We start from the raw sequence: 19,144 nt of genomic DNA on the forward strand, positions 1-19,144 counted from the left end.
GGGGCGGGCCTTCGTGTACCCCGTCGTGCGGCCTGCGTCTGAACGTACGGCCGACGAGGTGAACGTACGGAGGCAGTCCAGCCAACTCCCCGCACGGGCCTGCTCCTTGGGCGCCGATGGATCGCATACTCGCTGAGGTCCTGTACGGCATTCCAGGGAGGCAGAGCATGGCCCTTACCACCCGACGCAGAGCCCTCACCACCCTCGGCGCCGCCTTCGCGGGCGCCGTCGCGCTGCCCGCAACGTCCGCACTGGCGGGGGAGCAGAAGCACCGCCCGCGCCCGCTGTGGCGCGCCCACGCGCACAACGACTACGACCACCCGCGGCCCCTCTTCGACGCCCTCGACCACCGCTTCGGCAGCGTCGAGGTCGACATCTACCTCGTCGGAGACCAGCTTCTCGTCGCCCACGACCCCGTCGACCTCGACCCGACCCGGACCATCGAATCCCTCTACCTCGACCCCCTCGCCGCCCGCGTGAAGGCCAACCACGGCTCGGTGTACCGGGGTTACCGCACACCCCTGCAACTCCTCATCGACATCAAGACTGAGGGCTCCTCGACGTACCTCGAACTCGACCGCCACCTGCGCCGGTACAAGAACCTCTTCACCACGTACAAGCACGGTCGTGTGTACCCCGGCGCGGTCACGGCCGTGATCTCCGGTGACCGCGCCGCCCGTACGCCCATGGAGGCCCAGACGGTGCGGCGCGCCTTCTACGACGGCCGGCTCGCCGACCTCGGGAGCGCGGCCACCGCCTCCTTCATTCCGCTGATCAGCGACAACTGGACGCTCAACTTCACCTGGCTGGGCACCGGCCCGTTCCCTGCCGCCGAGCGCGAGAAGCTGCGTGGCATCATCGCCGCGGCGCACGCGCGCCGGCAGAAGGTGAGGTTCTGGGCGACGCCGGATCTGGCGGGCCCGGCCCGTGACGCCCTGTGGAGCGAACTCCTCGCCGCCGACGTCGACTACTTCAACACCGACGACCTCGCGGGCCTCGAAGCGTTCCTGGACGCGCACTGACCCGCAGCACACACGCACGAGCGACCGCATGACTGGTCGCATTATTGGTCGTAGACACCACACGTTCGGAGGACACGTCAGCCGCCCGGACGAACCCTCCGCTACGCGACACTTGCGGCCGAAAGCCGCGGTGTCGACGTGGCGGAGGAGGTTGACGATGGCCATTTCCATCTCTGTGGTGGTACTGCTCCTGATCCTCGCGGTGATCTTCGTGCGCAACGGCGCACTGAAGCTCTCGCACGCCGTGGTCTGTGTTCTGCTCGGCTTCTATCTGTCGAGCACGAGCATGGCGCCGACCATCCACGACGGGCTCACGGCAACGGCGGACATTGTGAGCAGCCTCAAACCGTGAGCCCCCGCGAGGTCGGTCGAAGCCCCTGCGGCTCTATGGCGTCAGGGGCTTGAGAACACGCCGATGCCGTTCGGGACCGGGCGTTCGGCTCCTCCGCTGGGGTGGTTGAGGACGCTCACCACGTCGGTCCCCGGCTGCTCGGCGACCATCGTGGTGGAGCCGCCGCCGTCGAGACTGAAGGCGTCGACCGAGCCCAACTTCCGCATGGTGTCCGCGACTTCGGCGATGGTGAGCCCACTGCGGTAAGCGGGCGCGCCGTCGAGGGCGAGAAGCAGTAGACGTCGTCCGCCGTCCGCGATGCCCACGGCGGTCCGTACGGCCGCGGTGGTGTTGTCGAGGCCCGGCAGCGGCAGACCGTCGTCGAGCACCGGATAGCCGCCGAGCGCGAAGCGGTACGGGATTCGGGAGGTTTCCGCCACCAGACGGTGCCGTAGCCGCACCGGCTCGCCCGTCGACAACTTCCGCAACTGCTGGGCGCCCGCCTCGCGGCCCACCAGGACGGTTGTGCCGGAGGCGATGGGACCGCTGCCGGGTGTGTTGGCCGACGAGACGACCTGCCCCTTCTTGATCGTCACCTCATAGGTGTCCGTACTGCAGGGCGCGGCCCGGTTGGTGTCCGTGCCACATGTGGAGCGCACCCGGGAGACACTTCCCCAGTCCGAGGTGAACGCACCGATCGAACCCACCGGCAGCGCGTACTGGTTGAGCCCGCCGAGCGGCCACTTGCCCTCGGCGCTGCGTACCGAGCCGTCGAGGGTCAGGCTGTCCAGCCGGGCCTTGCGGTCGGCGCCCACGCCGAGCACGTCCTCGGTGGTCGTCCCCGGCGGCAGGGCCGGCCCGAAGCGCTGGCCGTTCGGGACCGCCGCCTTCAGCGCGTGCCCGCTCGCGATCGCCGGGCCCACGGTGGCGCCCGTCGCCGCGACCCCTGGATGCTGGGTTTCCGTGATGTTGAAGAAGTCGCCGTTGACGCCCGCGACGGCACCCCGGGCGCCGGCCAGCTGGGACACGGGAGCCCGGGATGCGACGGCTCCGGGGTAGAGGAGGTCGACCCGCACATGTGGGTTGCGCATATCGATGGTCAGCACATGTGCGTGCGCCACACCGTTGGCGGCCGGGATGTCCAACTCCTTGTACTGGACGCCGGCTGCGATGCGCGTGACTCTCGGCGCGCCGCTGGCCGGTGCCGCCCCCACAAGGGCGGTACCGGCCAGCGCACTCCATGCCGCGACAACCGTCAGTGCCGTTCTGAACCGTCGGTTACGACGTGCCACCGTGCCCCCTGATGCCTCGTCAACTGTCGGAGAACTCAAGGGGAGTTCATCAGACGGCGGGTGGCCGTGGCAGTGGCTACCCGCCGACCAGACGGGAACGGGTCAGAAAACGCACTCCTTCGGGTGCTTCCAGTGAGAAGCCGCTGCCGCGGCCCGCCACGACATCGACGATCAGCCGCGTGTGGCTCCAGAGCTCGTACTGGTTCTTCGCCATCCAGAACGTCACCGGCTCGTCGACGCCGTCGACGTCCAGCTCGGCCAGCAGGACGTCCGAGCCACCGGTACGGAACTCGCCCTCCGGGTAGCACATGGGCGCGCTGCCGTCACAGCAGCCGCCGGACTGGTGGAACATCAGCGGGCCGTGGACGTCCCGCAGCCGCCGCACCAGTTCGGCGGCCGCGGGGGTCAGCTCCACGCGAGGGGTGGCATCCACCGCGGCGGCTAGAAGAAGCCGAGCTTCTGCGGGGAGTAACTGACCAGGAGATTCTTGGTCTGCTGATAGTGGTCCAGCATCATCTTGTGGTTCTCGCGGCCGATGCCCGACTGCTTGTAGCCGCCGAACGCCGCGTGCGCCGGGTAGGCGTGGTAACAGTTCGTCCAGACGCGGCCCGCCTGGATGGCACGGCCCGCTCGGTAGGCGGTGTTGATGTCCCGCGTCCACACGCCGGCCCCGAGCCCGTACAGCGTGTCGTTGGCGATCTTGATGGCGTCGTCGAAGTCGTCGAACGACGTGACCGAGACGACCGGACCGAAGATCTCCTCCTGGAAGATCCGCATCCGGTTGTCACCCTCGAAGATCGTCGGCTGGACGTAGTAGCCGCCCTTCTGCTCTCCGTCGTACTCGACGCGCTCGCCGCCGGTGAGCACCTTGGCGCCTTCCTGCCGGCCGATGTCGAGATAGGAGAGGATCTTCTCCAGCTGGTCGTTGGAGGCCTGCGCACCGATCATCGTGTCGGTGTCGAGCGGATGCCCCGGCTTGATGAGTTCGGTGCGGGCGACTGCCGCCTCCAGGAACTCCCGGTAGTTTCCGCGCTGGATCAGAGCCCGGGACGGACAGGTGCACACCTCGCCCTGGTTGAGCGCGAACATCGTGAAGCCTTCGAGGGCCTTGTCGCGGAAGTCGTCGTCCCTTGCCCAGACGTCGTCGAAGAAGATGTTTGGCGACTTGCCGCCCAGCTCCAGCGTGACCGGCTTGATGTTCTCCGAGGCGTACTGCATGATCAGCCGCCCCGTCGTGGTCTCGCCGGTGAACGCGACCTTCGCCACGCGCGAACTGGACGCGAGCGGCTTGCCCGCCTCCACGCCGAAGCCGTTGACGATGTTCACCACACCGGGCGGCAGCAGGTCGGAGATCAGGCTCATCCAGTAGTGGATGGACGCGGGGGTCTGCTCAGCGGGCTTGATGACGACCGCGTTGCCGGCGGCGAGGGCAGGTGCGAGCTTCCAGACCGCCATCAGGATTGGGAAGTTCCACGGGATGATCTGCGCGACGACGCCGAGCGGCTCGTGGAAGTGGTACGCGACGGTGTCGTCGTCCAACTCGCCGACCGAACCCTCCTGGGCGCGGATCGCCCCCGCGAAGTAGCGGAAGTGGTCGATGGCGAGCGGGATGTCGGCGGCCAGGGTCTCGCGTACGGGCTTGCCGTTCTCCCAGCTCTCGGCAACCGCCAGCTTCTCCAGGTTCGCCTCCATCCGGTCGGCGATCTTCAGCAGGATGTCACTGCGCGCGGTGGTCGAGGTGCGCCCCCAGGCGGGTGCGGCCGCGTGTGCCGCGTCGAGGGCGCGCTCCACGTCCTCCGCGGTGCCCCGCGCGATCTCGGTGAACGGCTGCCCGTTCACCGGACTCGGGTTCTCGAAGTACTGCCCGCGGGCCGGCGGAACGTACTCTCCGCCGATGAAGTGGTCGTAGCGAGCCTGGTAGGAGACGATCGCGCCATCAGTGCCGGGCGCCGTGTAACGGGTCATGCGGGTCTGCCTCCCGGAGAAGCGCTGCCCGCCGTTGGGCAGCTCTCGCCGCGAGGCTAGGAGCGGGGACGTTGCAAGGACGTTGCGGACGTTCGCGGCTCCCTCTGGGCTGCCCGTCGCGTCCATGGCGGGTGCGCCATGCGTGTCAGGGGTGCCGACAGCTCGGACTCCAGCGCGCTCAGGCGTGCTCGCACGACCGCTGTGGGTCGTACGGCCGCCAGCGCCCGCCATACGTCGAGGTCGTCCTCGCCCCACGGCGCGCGGGCCCACTCCGCCAAGAGATCGGGATCGCGGCGGGCGATGAGCGCCGCACGCAGCCCGTCGGCGAGCCTGCGCCGCAACCGCACCACCGCCGGGGCCTGCGACCCCGGCAGCAACGGACCCGCGTACGCCGACGCGGCAGCCGTCACCGCGCCGGTACCGAGCCGCCGCTCGACGACCGCGACATCGGACTCGACCGGCGCCGTGAGCCGGTACGGGCGCGAATCCAGCAGCCCCGGGCCCAGCAGCCGGCGCAGCCGGGTGAGTTCGGCGCGCAGGGTCACCGGCGTCACCGACTCGTCCTCGTACAACGCGCACAGCAACTCGTCGCCAGTCAGCCCTTCCGGGTGCCGGGCCAGCAGCACCAGGATCTCGCTGTGCCTGCGGCTGAGCCTGATCTTCCGGCCGCCCGCGACCAGTTGAGCCTCGTCGCGCCCCAGCGCGGACAGTTCGATGGTGTCGCCGGTGGCCTTCGGCGGTGCGAGCAGCGCCAACTGGGACTCCGCCGCCCGCGCCACCGCCTGGACGAAACCGAGACTGTGCGGATGGGCGAGCCCGTCCCCGCCGGTGATGTCGACCGCTCCGAGCACTCGCCCGGTGCGCGGATCGTGCACCGGCGCCGCCGCGCATGTCCAAGGCTGGACGCGGCGGATGAAATGCTCGGCCGCGAACACCTGCACCGGCCGGTCCAACGCGACCGCCGTGCCGGGCGCGTTCGTCCCGACCGAGGTCTCCGACCAGCGCGCACCCGGCACGAAGTTCATCCGCCCCGCCTGCCGCCGCGTCGCCGGATGGCCCTCGACCCACAGCAGCCGGCCCTGGGCGTCACACACCGCCAGCAGATGCTCCCCGTCCGCCGCGAACGTCCCCATGAGCTCACGGAACAGCGGCATCACCCGGGCCAGCGGATGTTCCGCCCGGTACGAACCGAGATCACCGTCCGTGAGCTCCACGCTCGCGGTGCCGTCCGGTATGACCCCGGCCCGCGCCGAACGCCGCCACGAATCGGCCACCACCGAGCGGACCGGCCGCGGCACCGTGCCCGCCTCGGTGAACGCCTTGTGGGCGCGGCGCAGGATCCGCACCCGCTCGACGGGATCGGCGCCCGGTTCCAGGGCCACCCATGGATCGGTCAACTCGGCCTCCCGGAAGGCGATGCGGCTGGGACCCATCGTCACTCCCGGTGCGGGCCCGGACAAGCGCTCAGGCGAAGTTGACGAGCCTGATGAAGCGCGTCCAGTCCCAGTTCGGCCCCGGATCGGTGTGGTCGGTGCCCGGCACCTCGTAGTGGCCGATGATGTGCGCGCGGTCCTTGGAGATGCCGTATCTGGTGCAGATCGCTGCGGTGAGCTTGGCCGACTCCTCGTAAAGGGCGTTGGTGAAGTAGGCGGGCTGGTCCACCCAGCCCTCGTGCTCGATACCGATGCTGCGCGTGTTGTAGTCCCAGTTCCCCGCGTGCCAGGCGACGTCGCGCTCTCTCACGCACTGCGCCACATGCCCGTCGGCCGATCGCACGAGGTAGTGGGCGGACACCTTCTTCTGCGGGTTCTGGAAGATGGACAGGGTGTCGGAGTAGTTCTCCTGTGTGACGTGGATGATCACGTAGTCGAGCGGATAACTCGTCGGCCGGCTGGACGCCGTGTAGTTGGACGTGGTCGCCGGAGTCCACTCGGCGAGCGGGTAGTCGACGGCCGCGGCCTGTGCCGTGGCCCGTGCGTCGGGGAGTAACGCGTAGGGGAGGGCGGCGAGGGCGGCGCCCTTCAGGAGACGTCGTCGACTGGGGAACGATCTGGCCCGTTCCATGGGGGATCTGCCTTTCGGTGGTGGCGGGGCGAATGCCAGGGGTCCGTCGGCTCACAACCCGAGTGCCGCGGCCCTTCCGCGGAGCTCTGTGTGCAGCCCGCGGTGTGTCTCACGTGCGGGCAGCCATTCCTTGCGGAGCTTGGCGACGCATGTGTAGTTGGTGTCGCAGACGTTGGCGAGCGGCGACTCGACCGCCTGGGTCGCGAACTGGTACGCGTCCAGCTCGCTGAATCCGTAGTCGCGCACCAGCCATCGCACCAGGTCGAGCTGGGATATCCGGAACGCGTCCTCCAGCGGGCGTGCCGAACCGGTCGAGATGATGTGAGTGTCGGATTCGATGCGCGGCCAGGGGGTGGCGATCCCCTTGAGCAGTTCGACGATCACCACCGTGTTCATCGCGCACTCGACGGCGACTCCGCAGGTCTCGCCCTCGCCCTGCCGCGCGTGCCCGTCTCCGAGGCTCAACAGGGCGCCCTCGACGTTCACTCCGAGATAGCAGGTGACGCCGGCCCGCATCTCCGGAGTGTCCATGTTCCCGCCGTGCGCGTCGGGCACCAGCGCGGAGCGCACCTCCAGGTTCGCGGGCGCCACGCCGACGGTTCCGTGCATCGGGTCCATGGGCAGCTCGATCTGGATGTCACTCTCACGCGCGCGGAACAACGCCGTGCGGCGCTCCCGGTCGAGCTGCCAGATCCACACGGTCTCAGGCAGCGGCGGCTGCAGAGTGGCCGTGGTGTGTGTGGAGGTGAGCGCGCCGAAGAGGGGGACCGTCGTCGACGCCGCCCAGTCGCGGGCCGGTTCGATCGACACGAAGTGCACCGCGACCGTGTCGCCCGGTTCCGCTCCCTCCACATGGAAGGGTCCCGTCTGCGGGTTGAGGAAGGGGAACTCGCAGACCTCGGACACCAGGTCCTTCTCGGACCGCACCCGGCCGGCGAAGCAGTCCTCCGTGTACAGGTCGAGGATGGTGCCGGGCGTGATGCGCGCGACGGGCGGCGCGCCGCCGAACGTCCACGCGTACTCGCCCGGTTCGGGCCGCACGGTCAGGATTCGGGGGTCGCTCATGTCTGCACAGCTCCGCTCTGCCAAGGGTGCGTTGGTGCCGGACACACTGCCATCGGTCCGACGGCCGTGCCTCGCGTGAATCACGGTACGGCGCTTGTCGGTTGAGCAGGGAAGACGCGCATGAATCAGTGGACGGGTGCGGGGTTGTGGACAACTCGGTCACCCGAAAGGGGGAACTGGCGTTCTGTGGCGCAGGTCCTGACGTATGCCGACCACGGCAGCGCCTACGCCGAGCACTGTTGCCCGCGCCACGACGACTGCCCTGCCACCGGCCCACCGTCCGTGATGCGACGGCTCGCGTCACGACCGCGACTGCCCCCGCTGTGACTGCCCGCGCAACAACCGCCCCCGCCACGCGACCGCCCCTGCTACGGTCGCCCCCGCTGCGACTGCCCGCGTGACGACCGCGACCGCCCCCGCCCCGCTACGACCGCCCCGCCACCGCCGCGGGATCGTCGAGCACCGCCCGCACCACTGAGTGCGCCGCGCCCAGCAGCGGTCCCTCCGGCCCCAGCCGCGAGACCGACACGGCACAGGCGGGGCCCGCCGTGCGCCGCGCCAACTCGCGCTCCAGCGTCGGCAGCAGCCACGGCGCGAGGCCGGAGAGTGCTCCGCCCAGCACGACAGTCTCCGGATCCAGCAGGTTGACCGCCCCGGTCAGCGCGATGCCGAGTGCGGTCCCGGCTCCGCGCAGCGCGCGTCTTACGTCCGCGTCGCCCTGGGCGGCAAGCGCGGCGAGGAGACCCACCCGGTCCGCGCCCGGTTCCAGGCCGGCGGCACGCATGACGGCCTCCTCACCCGCGTACTGCTCGAGGCAGCCGCGTCCACCGCACGGGCACTGCGGCCCCTCCGGCCGGACCGGCACATGCCCCAACTCGCCCGCGAAACCGCGCGTTCCGCGCAGCAGCCGCCCGTCCACGAGCACCGCCGCGCCGATGCCGATCTCCGCCGACACATGCAGGAAGTCGCGCGGAGTCGCGTCGCCCAGCCAGAGTTCCGCGAGGCCGCCGAAGTTGGCCTCGTTGTCGACGGTCAGTGGCAGGTCCCCGGGCAGCAGCGCGCCGAGGTCCGTGTCGTGCCAGTCGAGGTTGGGGGCGCGGACCACGGTTCGGGCGTCCCGCGCCACCAGACCGGGCACGGCGACAGCGAGGCCGGCGGGCCACAGACCCTCCCGCTCAGCCTCGGCTATGACCTGGCGGATCAGCGAGGTCAGTTCCGCGATCACGGGCTCGGGCGCCCGGCCGCGGTTCGTCCCATGCCGTACGGCCCGTGCCCGTACCTCACCGCGCAGATCGACCGCGCACACCGCGAGATGGTCGACGCCCACCTCCGCGCCGATCCCCGCGGGACCGTGGCCGCTGACGGCGAGCGCCGAGCCGGGTCGCCCCACCCGCCCCGGCCGCTCGGGTCCCAGCTCATCGAGGAGCCCCGAGCGGATCAGCTCGTCCACCAGCGTCGAGACGGCCGCTCGCGTCAGCCCGATGCGTGAGGCGACCGCTGCACGCGACAGTGGCCCCTCGGCGTTGACCGTGTGCATGACCCGGGAGAGGTTGCGGCGGCGCATGCCCTGCTGGGTGTCGGGCAGGCGGCCGGAACCGGTCGGATGAGCCTCGTGCAGCGGTGCGGTCATGCCTCCGTCAGTCCTCGTCCGGCCGTTCCCCAGCCATGTCGTCGGGGCGGTCCTCGTCAGTGCTTGTCCGGCTCCCGCTCCAGCAGCGGGGCCGCGTCGGAGAGTACCCCGGCGATCCTCGCGAGCGTCTCCTCGTCCCGCTCCACGGTGTCGAACACGGGCCCACGGGCCGTGTTCCAGCGGCGGGCGACCGCGGCCGGGTCCTCACCGGTCAACAGGCCGGCCGCCTGAGCGGCGGCGCCAAGGGCGACCAGTTCCTTGGCCTCCGGTACTTGAACGGGCCGCCCCGACAGACGGCGTACGGTCTGCTGCCAGGCCGCGCCCTTGGCGCCACCTCCGATGAGCAGCAGCGGCACGGAGCGGTCGGCGTCCGCGTCGAGCACCAGGTCGAGGGCGCCCAGCAAGGAGTGGACCGCGCCGTCGTACGCCGCCTGGAGCAGCTGTCCGCCGGTCGTGTCGTGCCGGAGGCCGTGCAGCAGCCCCGAGGCGTGCGGCAGGTTCGGGGTGCGCTCACCGTCCAGGTAGGGGAGCAGCGTCACGCCGTTACTGGGTTCGACGGCCTCGCGGTCGAGGCCGAGCAGCGCGGCGACGCGGTCCACGGCGAGCGTGCAGTTCAGCGTGCAGGCCAGCGGGAGCCAGTCGCCGCGCGCGTCGGCGAAGCCCGCCACGGTGCCGGTCGGATCGGCGGGGTGCCTCGTCGAGACGGCATACACCGTGCCGGAGGTGCCGAGGCTCAGCACCGGAGTGCCGGGGCGCAGCCCGAGCCCGAGCGCGGCGGCCGCGTTGTCACCGGTGCCGGCGGCGACCAGCGTGCCCTTGGAGAAGGGCAGCCCACCCCTGGAGTGCACGGTTCCGGCCACCTCGCCGGGCCGGACGACGCGGGGGAGCAGGGCAGGGTCGAGGCCGACGTGGGCGAGGATCTCGTCGTCGTACGCCTCTGTCCCGGATGCCCACCAGCCCGTACCGGAGGCGTCGCCGCGGTCGGTGGTGCCCTGTCCCGTGAGGCGTTCGGTGAGGTAGTCGTGGGGCAGGCGCACGGCCGCGGTCGCGTGGACGGCGGCGGGTTCGTTCTCGGCCAGCCAGGCCCATTTCGTGACCGTGAAGGAGGCACCCGGCACGCTGCCGGTGCGCTCGGCCCAGGTCTTCGGGCCGCCCAGCTCCGCGACCAGCCGGCGGGCCTGCGGCGCCGACCGTACGTCGTTCCACAGCAGGGCCGGGCGTACGGGCTCGCCCTGGGCGTCGAGCGTGACCAGCCCGTGCTGCTGGCCGCCGATCGACACCGCCGCGGCTTCGCGCGCCGCGTCGCCGCACTGGTGCAGCGCCTCACAGAGCGCGTCCCACCATTGCCGTGGGTCACTCTCGCGGCCCGATCCGGTGGTGACGGTGTGCGGCGCCTGTCCGCTCGCCACCACCTGTCCGGTCGACGCGTCGACGACCAGGGCCTTGGTGGACTGGGTGGACGAGTCCACCCCGACGACGAGCGGACCCTCGGCTGCTGACATCGGGTTCTCCCTCTTCCGCGGCTCCGCGGGATCGGCCTGTTTTCGGGTGCTCCGGACCACTGTGGCCCGGGTTTCGCACCTTGAGCTTGTGCTGAGACACCTTGTCTCTTCCCAGAGACGCCTCCGCATACTAATTTGTTAAGCGCCATGACGAAATAGTCGGCGCAAGCTGAGGAGCCGCGATATGAACTACCAGCCCACCCCCGAGGACAGGTTCACCTTCGGCCTGTGGACCGTCGGCTGGCAGGGAAGGGACCCGTTCGGCGACGCCACCCGGCGCGCCCTGGACCCGGTCGAGTCGGTGCAGCGCCTGGCCGAGCTCGGCGCCTACGGAGTGACCTTCCACGACGACGACCTGATCCCCTTCGGGTCCTCGGACAGCGAGCGCGAGTCCCACATCAAGCGGTTCAGGCAGGCCCTCGACGCGAGCGGCATGAAGGTGCCGATGGCCACCACGAACCTCTTCACGCACCCCGTCTTCAAGGACGGAGCGTTCACCGCCAACGACCGCGACGTACGCCGCTACGCCCTGCGCAAGACGATCCGCAACATCGACCTGGCCGTCGAACTGGGCGCCCAGACGTATGTTGCCTGGGGCGGCCGTGAGGGCGCCGAGTCCGGCGCGGCCAAGGACGTACGCGTGGCCCTTGACCGCATGAAGGAGGCCTTCGACCTTCTCGGCGAGTACGTGATCGACCAGGGGTACGACCTGAAGTTCGCGATCGAGCCGAAGCCGAACGAGCCGCGCGGCGACATCCTGCTGCCCACGGTCGGCCATGCCCTGGCGTTCATCGAGCGCCTGGCGCGTCCTGAGCTGTACGGCGTCAACCCCGAGGTCGGGCACGAGCAGATGGCCGGGCTGAACTTCACCCACGGCATCGCGCAGGCACTGTGGGCGGGCAAGCTCTTCCACATCGACCTCAACGGCCAGTCCGGCATCAAGTACGACCAGGACCTGCGCTTCGGGGCGGGTGATCTGCGCTCCGCGTTCTGGCTGGTCGACCTCCTGGAGAGTGCCGGTTACGCGGGGCCGAAGCACTTCGACTTCAAGCCGCCGCGGACCGAGGACCTCGACGGCGTATGGGCGTCGGCTACGGGTTGCATGCGCAACTACCTGATCCTGCGCGAGCGCACGGCCGCCTTCCGTGCCGACCCCGAGGTCCAGGACGCGCTGCGCGCCTCGCGCCTGGACGAGCTGGCGCAGCCCACCGCCGCGGACGGCATCAAGGGGCTGCTCGCGGACCGCGCGTCCTTCGAGGACTTCGACGTGGAGGCGGCCGCCGCGCGCGGGATGGCCTTCGAGCATCTGGACCAGCTGGCCATGGACCATCTGCTGGGTGCGCGAGGCTGAACCGGGGGGAGAGCGGGGCCGCATCCTGGTGGGTGCGAGCCCCCGCTTCCTTCTGCTGATCTCCGCGCGTGCTGATCTCTGCGCGTGATCTCTGCGCGCAATTCTCCGGAATCGTGTGATCCATGGCATGGGTCCGTATCAACTTCCGCACAGGGGTCGCCTCATGACCGGTTCGAGGCGACTCTTGACGGTATGGCCATGCCGCCCTTACCGCCCCAGCCTCCTCGGCCGCCGGGAGAAACACCGCCCTCCGGAGGCGGTGGTTTCGGCCCACCGTCGTCAGGAGGCTACGGGCCTCCACCCGCCGGCTCCGGCGGCTATGGCCCGCCTCCAGGTGACTCCGGCGGCTACGGTCCGCCTTCGGAGGGTGGCAGTTGGCCGCCCGGACAGGGCGGGAGCGGCTGGCAGCCACCACAACCCCCCGGGTCACCAGGTGGGCCCGGCGGTCATCGTGGAGGGCGCCGCCGCAACTTGCTGTTCCTCCTGCTCGCCGTAATCGTGGGCGTCGGAATCATCGTCGCCGTGGCGTTGGTGGCCACCAACGGTGATGGCGATCAGGACAAGAAGTCACCCACCGAGAGCAGCGGGAGCACGGGGTCGCCCACTCCGTCGTTCAGCATCCCGTCCGAACTGCCCAGCGAACTGCCGTCGCTGCCCTCAGAGTTGCCGAGCGAACTGCCGTCCCTGCCCTCGGAGCTGCCGAGCGGCCTGGAGTCGCTCATTCCGAGCCTGGCGGACGACGAAGTGCCGTTCTACTTGCTGAGGACAGGCGATTGTTTCGACACGAACGACAGCCTGCCCGGGCAGGCCGCCAAGCGCTCCTGCGGCACACCGCATGACGCCGAGGTCGTGAAGGTGGCCGAGCTCAACGGCAGTTACACGACGGAGGCCGCGCTCAAGAAGGCCGCGTCGGCCCTGTGCGAAGCCCCTCTGGAACGCAAGGCGGCCCAGCAGCCCACGGGCACCGTACGCGGCACCCTCGTGCAGTACCCGGACCCCGGCGGCTACGAGATCGGCATAGACAACGTCGCCTGCAGCCTGGCCGCCGACATCGGCAGCGGCACCCACAAACTCACCAAGCCGCTGGCGTGAGCGGCACGCGTGCGTGGCCGTTGTTCATGGCTCACGCGCGCGTGCCGCACGAAAACGGCTCTCCGGAGGTCAGATACCGCGAGGCAGCCGCACGTAGGTGACGGTCGTCTCGATTCCGCTGTCCACCAGTCGGCCCTGCGCGTCGAACGCGCCCGTCCCGTCCGTCATCCCGAAGTCGTTGTCGTTGATGAGGGCGAGCGTGTTGTCGTCCACGCGCGCGACGCCCTCGATCTTGCCGGGCACTCCGGTGACCGTGCCGAGGTCCACGACCAGGCTCTTGCGCAGTACCGGGACGCCGGAGGCCGCCGGGTCGTCGAGCTGCTCCAGGGAGGGGGACGTCGTGTCGCTGTCCCACGGGCCGCCGAGGATGTTCGCGCTGCTGGTGAGTTTGACCGTCTGCAGGCGCGCCGCCTTGTCGGTGCGCTCCTCGACGAGCAGCTTGTCGCGGCCGACGGCCACCACGGAGGAGATCTTCAGCTCGGAGGTGTCGTCCTCGCTCGGGTCGACCACGTTCACCGGGTCGAAGCGGTACGCGTACTCGGCGGTGACGGCCCGCTTCTTCGGCGAGAAGCGCAGCAGCCGCGTCGTGAGCGAGGCGTCCCCCGCGTCGCCGTCCGGCAGGGAGAGCGGGCTCTGGACGGCCACCACCAGGTCACCGCCGGGGAGCAGGGCGAGCCCCTCGAAGCCGCGGTTGATCTTCCGGTGCAGCAGAACGGACGGGAGCGCTTCGACCACCGGGTAGTCCGTGCCGGTCAGGTTCAGCCCCTTGGGCACGTAACGCGTGAGCACCTTCCCGCGCGCGGAGACATGGATCAGCGAGGGGCCGTACTCGTCGACGAGCCAGAACGTGCCGTCCTCGGCCCGCACGATGCCCTCGGTGTCGACACCGTTCGGGTTGTACGAGAGCGGGGTCTGCGCGTCATAGGAGTACGGCGCTTCGTCGCGCCCCGCCTGGTTGGGCAACCCGGTGACCGGCTTCCCGCCGGACGTGGTGATCGGGATCGCGTCGAGCACCTTCACGGTGTCACCCGAGACCCGGATCTTCACGATGGCAGGGTCGAAGCCGGGCACCGGGAACGTGCGGCGCTTCGTGCCGGCCACCTTGATCTGGCCGTTGGGCCCGCGGTCGGTGACCGTCCAGAACTCGCCCTTGCGCCCGGCAGGGTAGATGTCGCTGCCGATGCCACCGAGGTCCACACCTCGGTCGTCGGTCACGGTGCCGGGCAGTAGCGCGTTGCTGAACGTGCCCAGCGGGATGTCACCGAGCGTCGCGGTACGCGTCACCCTCGGCTGCGACGGGTAGCCCTCCGCGCTCGCCGTACCGGCCACCACGAGGGCGGCCACCACAGCGAGCGGCAGGCCCGTGGCGACGGATCGGTGGACGCGGCGCCGGCCGACGGCGTGCGGGGACATCTGGCCTCCTGGGGCACAAGTTCGGTGACAGCGGCCACAGTTCGCCCCGGCACCGAACGCCGCATGACCCCAGGATGAACGTGGCGCGTCAACCAGTCATCGGGTCGCCGCTCGGGTCCCCTTCCATCAGGGCAAGAGCCGTCGCGGGATCCCCGGCAGCCGGTCCCGCGGGGCTCCACCGACCCCGCTCCTTGCGGTAGGGCCACCACCGTCCGTCGCGCCCCAGCCGCAACTGCGTCGCCGCCGCGACCGTGGTCCAGCGGTTGCGCGTGGCACGCAACCGCGGCCGCTCGCCCTCGTCCCAGGCCGACTCCAGGGCGGCACGCGCGCGTGCCAGCGATTCCGCCTCCACGGTCCAGTCGTCCTCAAGGACGGACAGTGCGGCGACACCCCCGTACCGCCAGGCCCGTACCGCGAGTTCCAGCTCCTCGCGGTCGCGACCCGAGCCGTCGGCGAGCCGCTGGGCGATCGCTCTCTCCGGGCGGCCGGCGGCCAGCCGCACCGCATCCTGGGCGAGCGTCGGTTCCGCCTCGACAGCCTGCTGTCCGTGCCCGGAACGGAGCGCCTCGGCGAGCAGCAGATACGCCTCGCCCGCGGTCGCGGCTGCCAGGAACTCCAAGGCAGCCGGGTCGACTTCGGCCGGCGGAGCGGCCTCCGTGTCCAGGGAAGGCGACTGCCCCGGCCTCTCGGGCAACACCGGAAGGGGCGGCAGCGGCGGAAGGATACCTCCGACCGCGTACGCCTCGGTGGCGTCCACGCCCTCCAGAGGGAGGTCCGGCGCTTCCGTCGGCTCCTGTGCGAGGGCGCTGCCGCGCGACTGAAGCTCGTCCAGCAGGGTGCGTTCGTCCCGCCCCCGCATCAGCAACAGAACGAACGGATCCTGGTCCAGCAGCCGCGCCGTCTGGTAGCAGAGCGCGGCCGTGTGCCCGCAGTGGTCCCAGGCGCCGCAGCCGCACTCCGCCTCCAGATCGCCGAGTCCCGGCAGGAGTTCGACACCGGCGGCCGCCGCGTCCTCGACCAGGTGCGGCGGCATGTCGCGGTCGAGGAGCGCGGCGATGTGCCCGGCGCGTTCGACGGCCATGCCGAGGAAGCGGTCCCACTGATCCTCGGACAGCTCCTGAAGCAGCACGTCCGCCCGGTGCGCAGTGCCGTCGCGGTCCTGTACGACGGCCGTGATGCGCCCCGGACGCACCGAGACGGCGCCCACCGCACCCCCGCGCGCGAGCCTGCGTCCCGTCTTCACCGGCTCTGAGTCCAACGCCGCGTCCTCCAGGGCCTGCAGCCAGGCCCGGCCCCACCAGGTCTGCGCGAAACCCCGCCCGGGCGCGGGCGGCAGCGCGGCAAACGTGCGCTCCTTGTTCCGATCCGTCATCGTGTGCCCCCTCGCAGCTCCACCAGGTCGGCCAGTTCGGCATCGGTCAGCTCCGTGAGCGCCGCCTCCCCGGCCCCGAGCACCGCGTCCGCCAACTGCTGCTTGCGCCGCAGCATGTCGGCGATCCGGTCCTCGATGGTCCCCTCCGTGATGAACCGGTGCACCTGCACGGGCCGGCTCTGCCCGATGCGGTACGCGCGGTCCGTGGCCTGCGCCTCGACGGCTGGGTTCCACCAGCGGTCGTAGTGCACGACATGCTCGGCCCGCGTCAGGTTCAGCCCCGTCCCCGCCGCCTTCAACGACAACAAGAAGACAGGGATTTCGCCCGCCTGGAAGCGGTCCACCATCGCCTCACGCTCGTTGATGGGAGTCCCTCCGTGCAGGAACTGGGTCGACACTCCGCGCGCCGCCAAGTGACTCTCGATGAGACGCGCCATCCGCACGTACTGCGTGAAGACCAGAACGCTCGCCCCCTCGGAGAGGATGGTGTCCAGCAGTTCGTCGAGCAGCTCCAGCTTCCCGGACCTGCCCGGGATCTTCGGCCGGTCCTCCTTGAGGAACTGCGCCGGGTGGTTGCAGATCTGCTTCAGTCCGGTCAGCAGCTTCACGATCAGTCCGCGCCGCGCCATGCTGTCCGCGCCCGAGATCTCCGCGAGCGTCTCGCGCACCATGGCCTCGTACAGCCCCGCCTGCTCCTTGGTGAGCGACACGGCACGGTCGGTCTCGGTCTTCGGCGGCAACTCGGGCGCGATGCCCGGGTCCGACTTGCGACGGCGCAGCAGGAACGGTCGTACGAGCTGGGCGAGCCGCTCTGCCGCCGCGGGGTCCTGGCCGCCCTCGACGGCCTGCGCGTACCGCGTACGGAACGTGCCGAGCCTGCCGAGCAGTCCGGGAGTCGTCCAGTCGAGGATCGCCCACAGCTCCGAGAGGTTGTTCTCCACCGGGGTGCCGGTGAGCGCCACACGCGCGCGTGCGCCGATCGTGCGCAGTGCCCGTGCCGTCGCCGAGTAGGGGTTCTTCACGTGCTGGGCCTCGTCGGCGACGACCATGCCCCACGTCACCTCGGTGAGCCGTGGCGCGTCGAGCCGCATCGTGCCGTACGTCGTGAGGACGAACTCCCCGCCAGCCAGGGCCTCCAGGCTGCGCCGAGAGCCGTGGAAACGCCGTACGGGGATGCCGGGGGCGAACTTCTCGATCTCCCGCTGCCAGTTGCCCATCAGGGAGGCCGGGCAGACCACGAGTGTGGGGCCCGCGGCCGAATCGTCGCTCTGCCGGTGCAGATGCAGGGCGATCAGCGTGATCGTCTTGCCCAGGCCCATGTCGTCGGCGAGGCAGCCGCCCAGTCCCAAAGAGGTCATCCGGGCGAGCCAGTTGAGCCCCCGCAGCTGATAGTCCCGCAGCGTCGCGGCGAGCGCCGCGGGCTGCCCGACCGGCTCCTGCGCCTCCGGGTCCGCGAGCCGCTCACGCAGCGTCGCCAGCCACCCCGTGGGCCTTACGTCGACCCGGAGGCCGTCGACCTCTGTCGAGCCCGTCAGGGCGGCACTCAGCGCGTCGATGGGTGTGACCTTGCGGTCCTGCTGGGCCTGGGCGCGGCGCACCTCCTGCGGGTCGACCAGCACCCACTGGTCGCGCAGCCGCACCATGGGCCGGTTCGCTTCGGCGAGCCGGTCCAGTTCCTGCCGGGTGAGCTGCTGATCGCCCAGCGCGAACCACCAGTTGAAGGCGAGCAGCGCGTCTGCCGAAAGGAACGAGGGCGTGTCCGACGAGGCCTTGACCGGGCCCTTGTCCTCGTCCGGCGGACCGATGACCGCGCGTGCGGTCAACTTCTGTGCCAGCTCCTTCGGCCAGTGCACGTCGACGCCCGCGAACGCCAGCATGCGGGCGCCTTCGCCGAGTAGTTCAGTGACCTCCTCGTCGGCGAGTTCGACGGCGTCCGGCACGGCTGCCGAGAGCAGGGGAGTCAGCGGGGCCCAGGCCCGGACCGCGCGGCGCAGTGCGAGCAAGGCGTCCATCCGCGCGCGCGGGCCGAAGGCCGAGGACCCGGCCCAGACGGCGGATGCGTCCGCGACGAGGGTCGGATCGCTCACGCTGTGCACCTGCAGCACCACGTGGAACTGCAGGCGGGTCTCGTCCGACACGGCCGACGCGAGTCCCGGTACCTCGACGCGCAGGGAGATCCGTACGTCCGCGTCGTGCCCCGCGGCGATGTCCGCGGCCCAGGCGCGCTTTTCGGGCACGTGCTGCGGCTCCGGCGCGGCGAAGGCCCGACCGCCCGCCACGAGCGCCGCCGCGGGCGAGCGGGGCAGTGCGTCGGCGACCGCGTCGAGGAAGGCCCGCAACAGCCGCTCCGGATCGGGCAGCCTCAGCGGTCCGGCACCGTCCAACGGCACCGCGTGCGCCTGGGGCGGCATCGCGGCGGCCAGCTCACGGATCCGCTCCGGGTCGTCCGCCGACAGCGGGCCTGCGCGCCACGCGTCGTGGTCGTCGGGGGTCAGTCCGGGCAACAGCAGTCCGCGCGCGGCGAGCTGGAGGGCCAGCACGGCGGCCGCGCCCCAGAACGAGGTCGCCCGGTGAGCCTGCGCGGCGGCACGCGCGCGTGTGAGCACCGGGAGCGCGGCGCGCACGGGAAGGAGCACGGCGGGTACGGTCACGAGGTCGACGCCCTCACCCGCGGGCAGGACGACGGCCAGATCCTCGGCGGAGCCGGACGCCACCACAGGAGGAGCGTCGCCGTCCGGGTGCCAGAAGGCGACGCAGCCGGTGCGGGACGGATCGGCGGGCACGAACACGGCACAGCAGCGGGCCAGTTCAGCGATCTCGGTGGGAGTTGCAGCAGGAATCCTCTGCACAGCGATGATGCATTCCTCAAATTTGACTACCGGGGGGCCGGTCGCCGAGGGTACAGCACTCCGGGCGACGGGCGAGCACGGTGGAGTCGTGGCGTGGGTCACTACATGCCAGGGGGTGTAGGCAACCCCCCTGACGTGCGAGGGAGACCCCCGCACCAACCCGGGTGGTGGCGCCATGGTCGCCGAGGGTCACCCA

At 70.8% G+C, this 19,144-nt stretch carries 15 protein-coding genes; 4 read left to right on the forward strand and 11 right to left on the reverse strand.

Going from position 1 to position 19,144, the window contains the following annotated elements; all coding sequences use genetic code 11:
* Positions 1–167: 167 nt before the first annotated feature.
* Both OG246_RS26325 and OG246_RS26330 read left to right on the forward strand, forming a co-directional pair.
* A complete protein-coding gene (locus OG246_RS26325; protein WP_266468582.1) occupies positions 168–1,022 on the forward strand; it encodes a phosphatidylinositol-specific phospholipase C/glycerophosphodiester phosphodiesterase family protein in 855 nt (284 codons plus the stop codon).
* Between the two features lie 157 nt (positions 1,023–1,179).
* A complete protein-coding gene (locus OG246_RS26330; protein ID WP_266468584.1) occupies positions 1,180–1,374 on the forward strand; it encodes a hypothetical protein in 195 nt (64 codons plus the stop codon).
* A gap of 41 nt (positions 1,375–1,415) precedes the next feature.
* Here the strand turns inward: OG246_RS26330 and OG246_RS26335 are convergent, their stop codons facing one another.
* The 8 genes from OG246_RS26335 to xylB form a co-directional block, all read right to left on the reverse strand.
* Entirely contained in the window at positions 1,416–2,645 is a 1,230-nt protein-coding gene (locus OG246_RS26335) for a phosphodiester glycosidase family protein (protein WP_266468586.1), read from the reverse strand.
* Between the two features lie 76 nt (positions 2,646–2,721).
* The gene (locus OG246_RS26340; RefSeq protein WP_266468589.1) at positions 2,722–3,078 is read right to left on the reverse strand and encodes a DUF779 domain-containing protein; all 357 of its coding nucleotides are present in this window, start codon (positions 3,076–3,078) and stop codon (positions 2,722–2,724) included.
* Between the two features lie 8 nt (positions 3,079–3,086).
* Positions 3,087–4,610, reverse strand: coding sequence for an aldehyde dehydrogenase family protein (locus OG246_RS26345; RefSeq protein ID WP_266468593.1), 1,524 nt, complete (start codon positions 4,608–4,610; stop codon positions 3,087–3,089).
* Positions 4,611–4,666: 56 nt separating this feature from the next.
* Entirely contained in the window at positions 4,667–6,007 is a 1,341-nt protein-coding gene (locus OG246_RS26350) for a helix-turn-helix domain-containing protein (RefSeq protein ID WP_266470915.1), read from the reverse strand.
* 67 nt (positions 6,008–6,074) lie between these two features.
* The gene (locus OG246_RS26355) at positions 6,075–6,674 is read right to left on the reverse strand and encodes an N-acetylmuramoyl-L-alanine amidase (RefSeq protein ID WP_266468596.1); all 600 of its coding nucleotides are present in this window, start codon (positions 6,672–6,674) and stop codon (positions 6,075–6,077) included.
* A 51-nt stretch (positions 6,675–6,725) separates the two neighbouring features.
* Positions 6,726–7,739 (reverse strand): acetamidase/formamidase family protein, encoded by a 1,014-nt coding sequence (locus tag OG246_RS26360; RefSeq protein WP_266468599.1) that lies wholly within the window; start codon positions 7,737–7,739, stop codon positions 6,726–6,728.
* Positions 7,740–8,163: 424 nt separating this feature from the next.
* Positions 8,164–9,369, reverse strand: a complete 1,206-nt coding sequence (locus OG246_RS26365; RefSeq protein ID WP_266468602.1) for an ROK family transcriptional regulator — start codon at positions 9,367–9,369, stop codon at positions 8,164–8,166.
* A gap of 56 nt (positions 9,370–9,425) precedes the next feature.
* Positions 9,426–10,871, reverse strand: coding sequence for a xylulokinase (gene xylB, locus OG246_RS26370; protein ID WP_266468606.1), 1,446 nt, complete (start codon positions 10,869–10,871; stop codon positions 9,426–9,428).
* Positions 10,872–11,055: 184 nt separating this feature from the next.
* Between xylB and xylA the strand changes: the two genes are divergently transcribed.
* A complete protein-coding gene (gene xylA / locus OG246_RS26375; RefSeq protein WP_266468609.1) occupies positions 11,056–12,222 on the forward strand; it encodes a xylose isomerase in 1,167 nt (388 codons plus the stop codon).
* Between the two features lie 471 nt (positions 12,223–12,693).
* Positions 12,694–13,314 (forward strand): hypothetical protein, encoded by a 621-nt coding sequence (locus tag OG246_RS26380; RefSeq protein ID WP_266468614.1) that lies wholly within the window; start codon positions 12,694–12,696, stop codon positions 13,312–13,314.
* 69 nt (positions 13,315–13,383) lie between these two features.
* On the opposite strand, the gene OG246_RS26385 is transcribed toward OG246_RS26380, so the two are convergent.
* The 3 genes from OG246_RS26385 to OG246_RS26395 form a co-directional block, all read right to left on the reverse strand.
* Complete coding sequence (locus OG246_RS26385) at positions 13,384–14,727, reverse strand: esterase-like activity of phytase family protein (protein WP_266468617.1); 1,344 nt, start codon at positions 14,725–14,727, stop codon at positions 13,384–13,386.
* An 88-nt stretch (positions 14,728–14,815) separates the two neighbouring features.
* Positions 14,816–16,099: an SWF or SNF family helicase gene (locus OG246_RS26390; protein WP_266468621.1), complete on the reverse strand. Its 1,284-nt coding sequence runs from the start codon at positions 16,097–16,099 to the stop codon at positions 14,816–14,818.
* Entirely contained in the window at positions 16,096–18,948 is a 2,853-nt protein-coding gene (locus OG246_RS26395; RefSeq protein WP_266468625.1) for a DEAD/DEAH box helicase, read from the reverse strand. The genes OG246_RS26390 and OG246_RS26395 overlap by 4 nt, the downstream gene beginning before the upstream one ends.
* Positions 18,949–19,144 lie beyond the last annotated feature (196 nt).

The organism is Streptomyces sp. NBC_00620 (assembly GCF_026341825.1).
Taxonomy (GTDB): Bacteria; Actinomycetota; Actinomycetes; order Streptomycetales; family Streptomycetaceae; genus Streptomyces.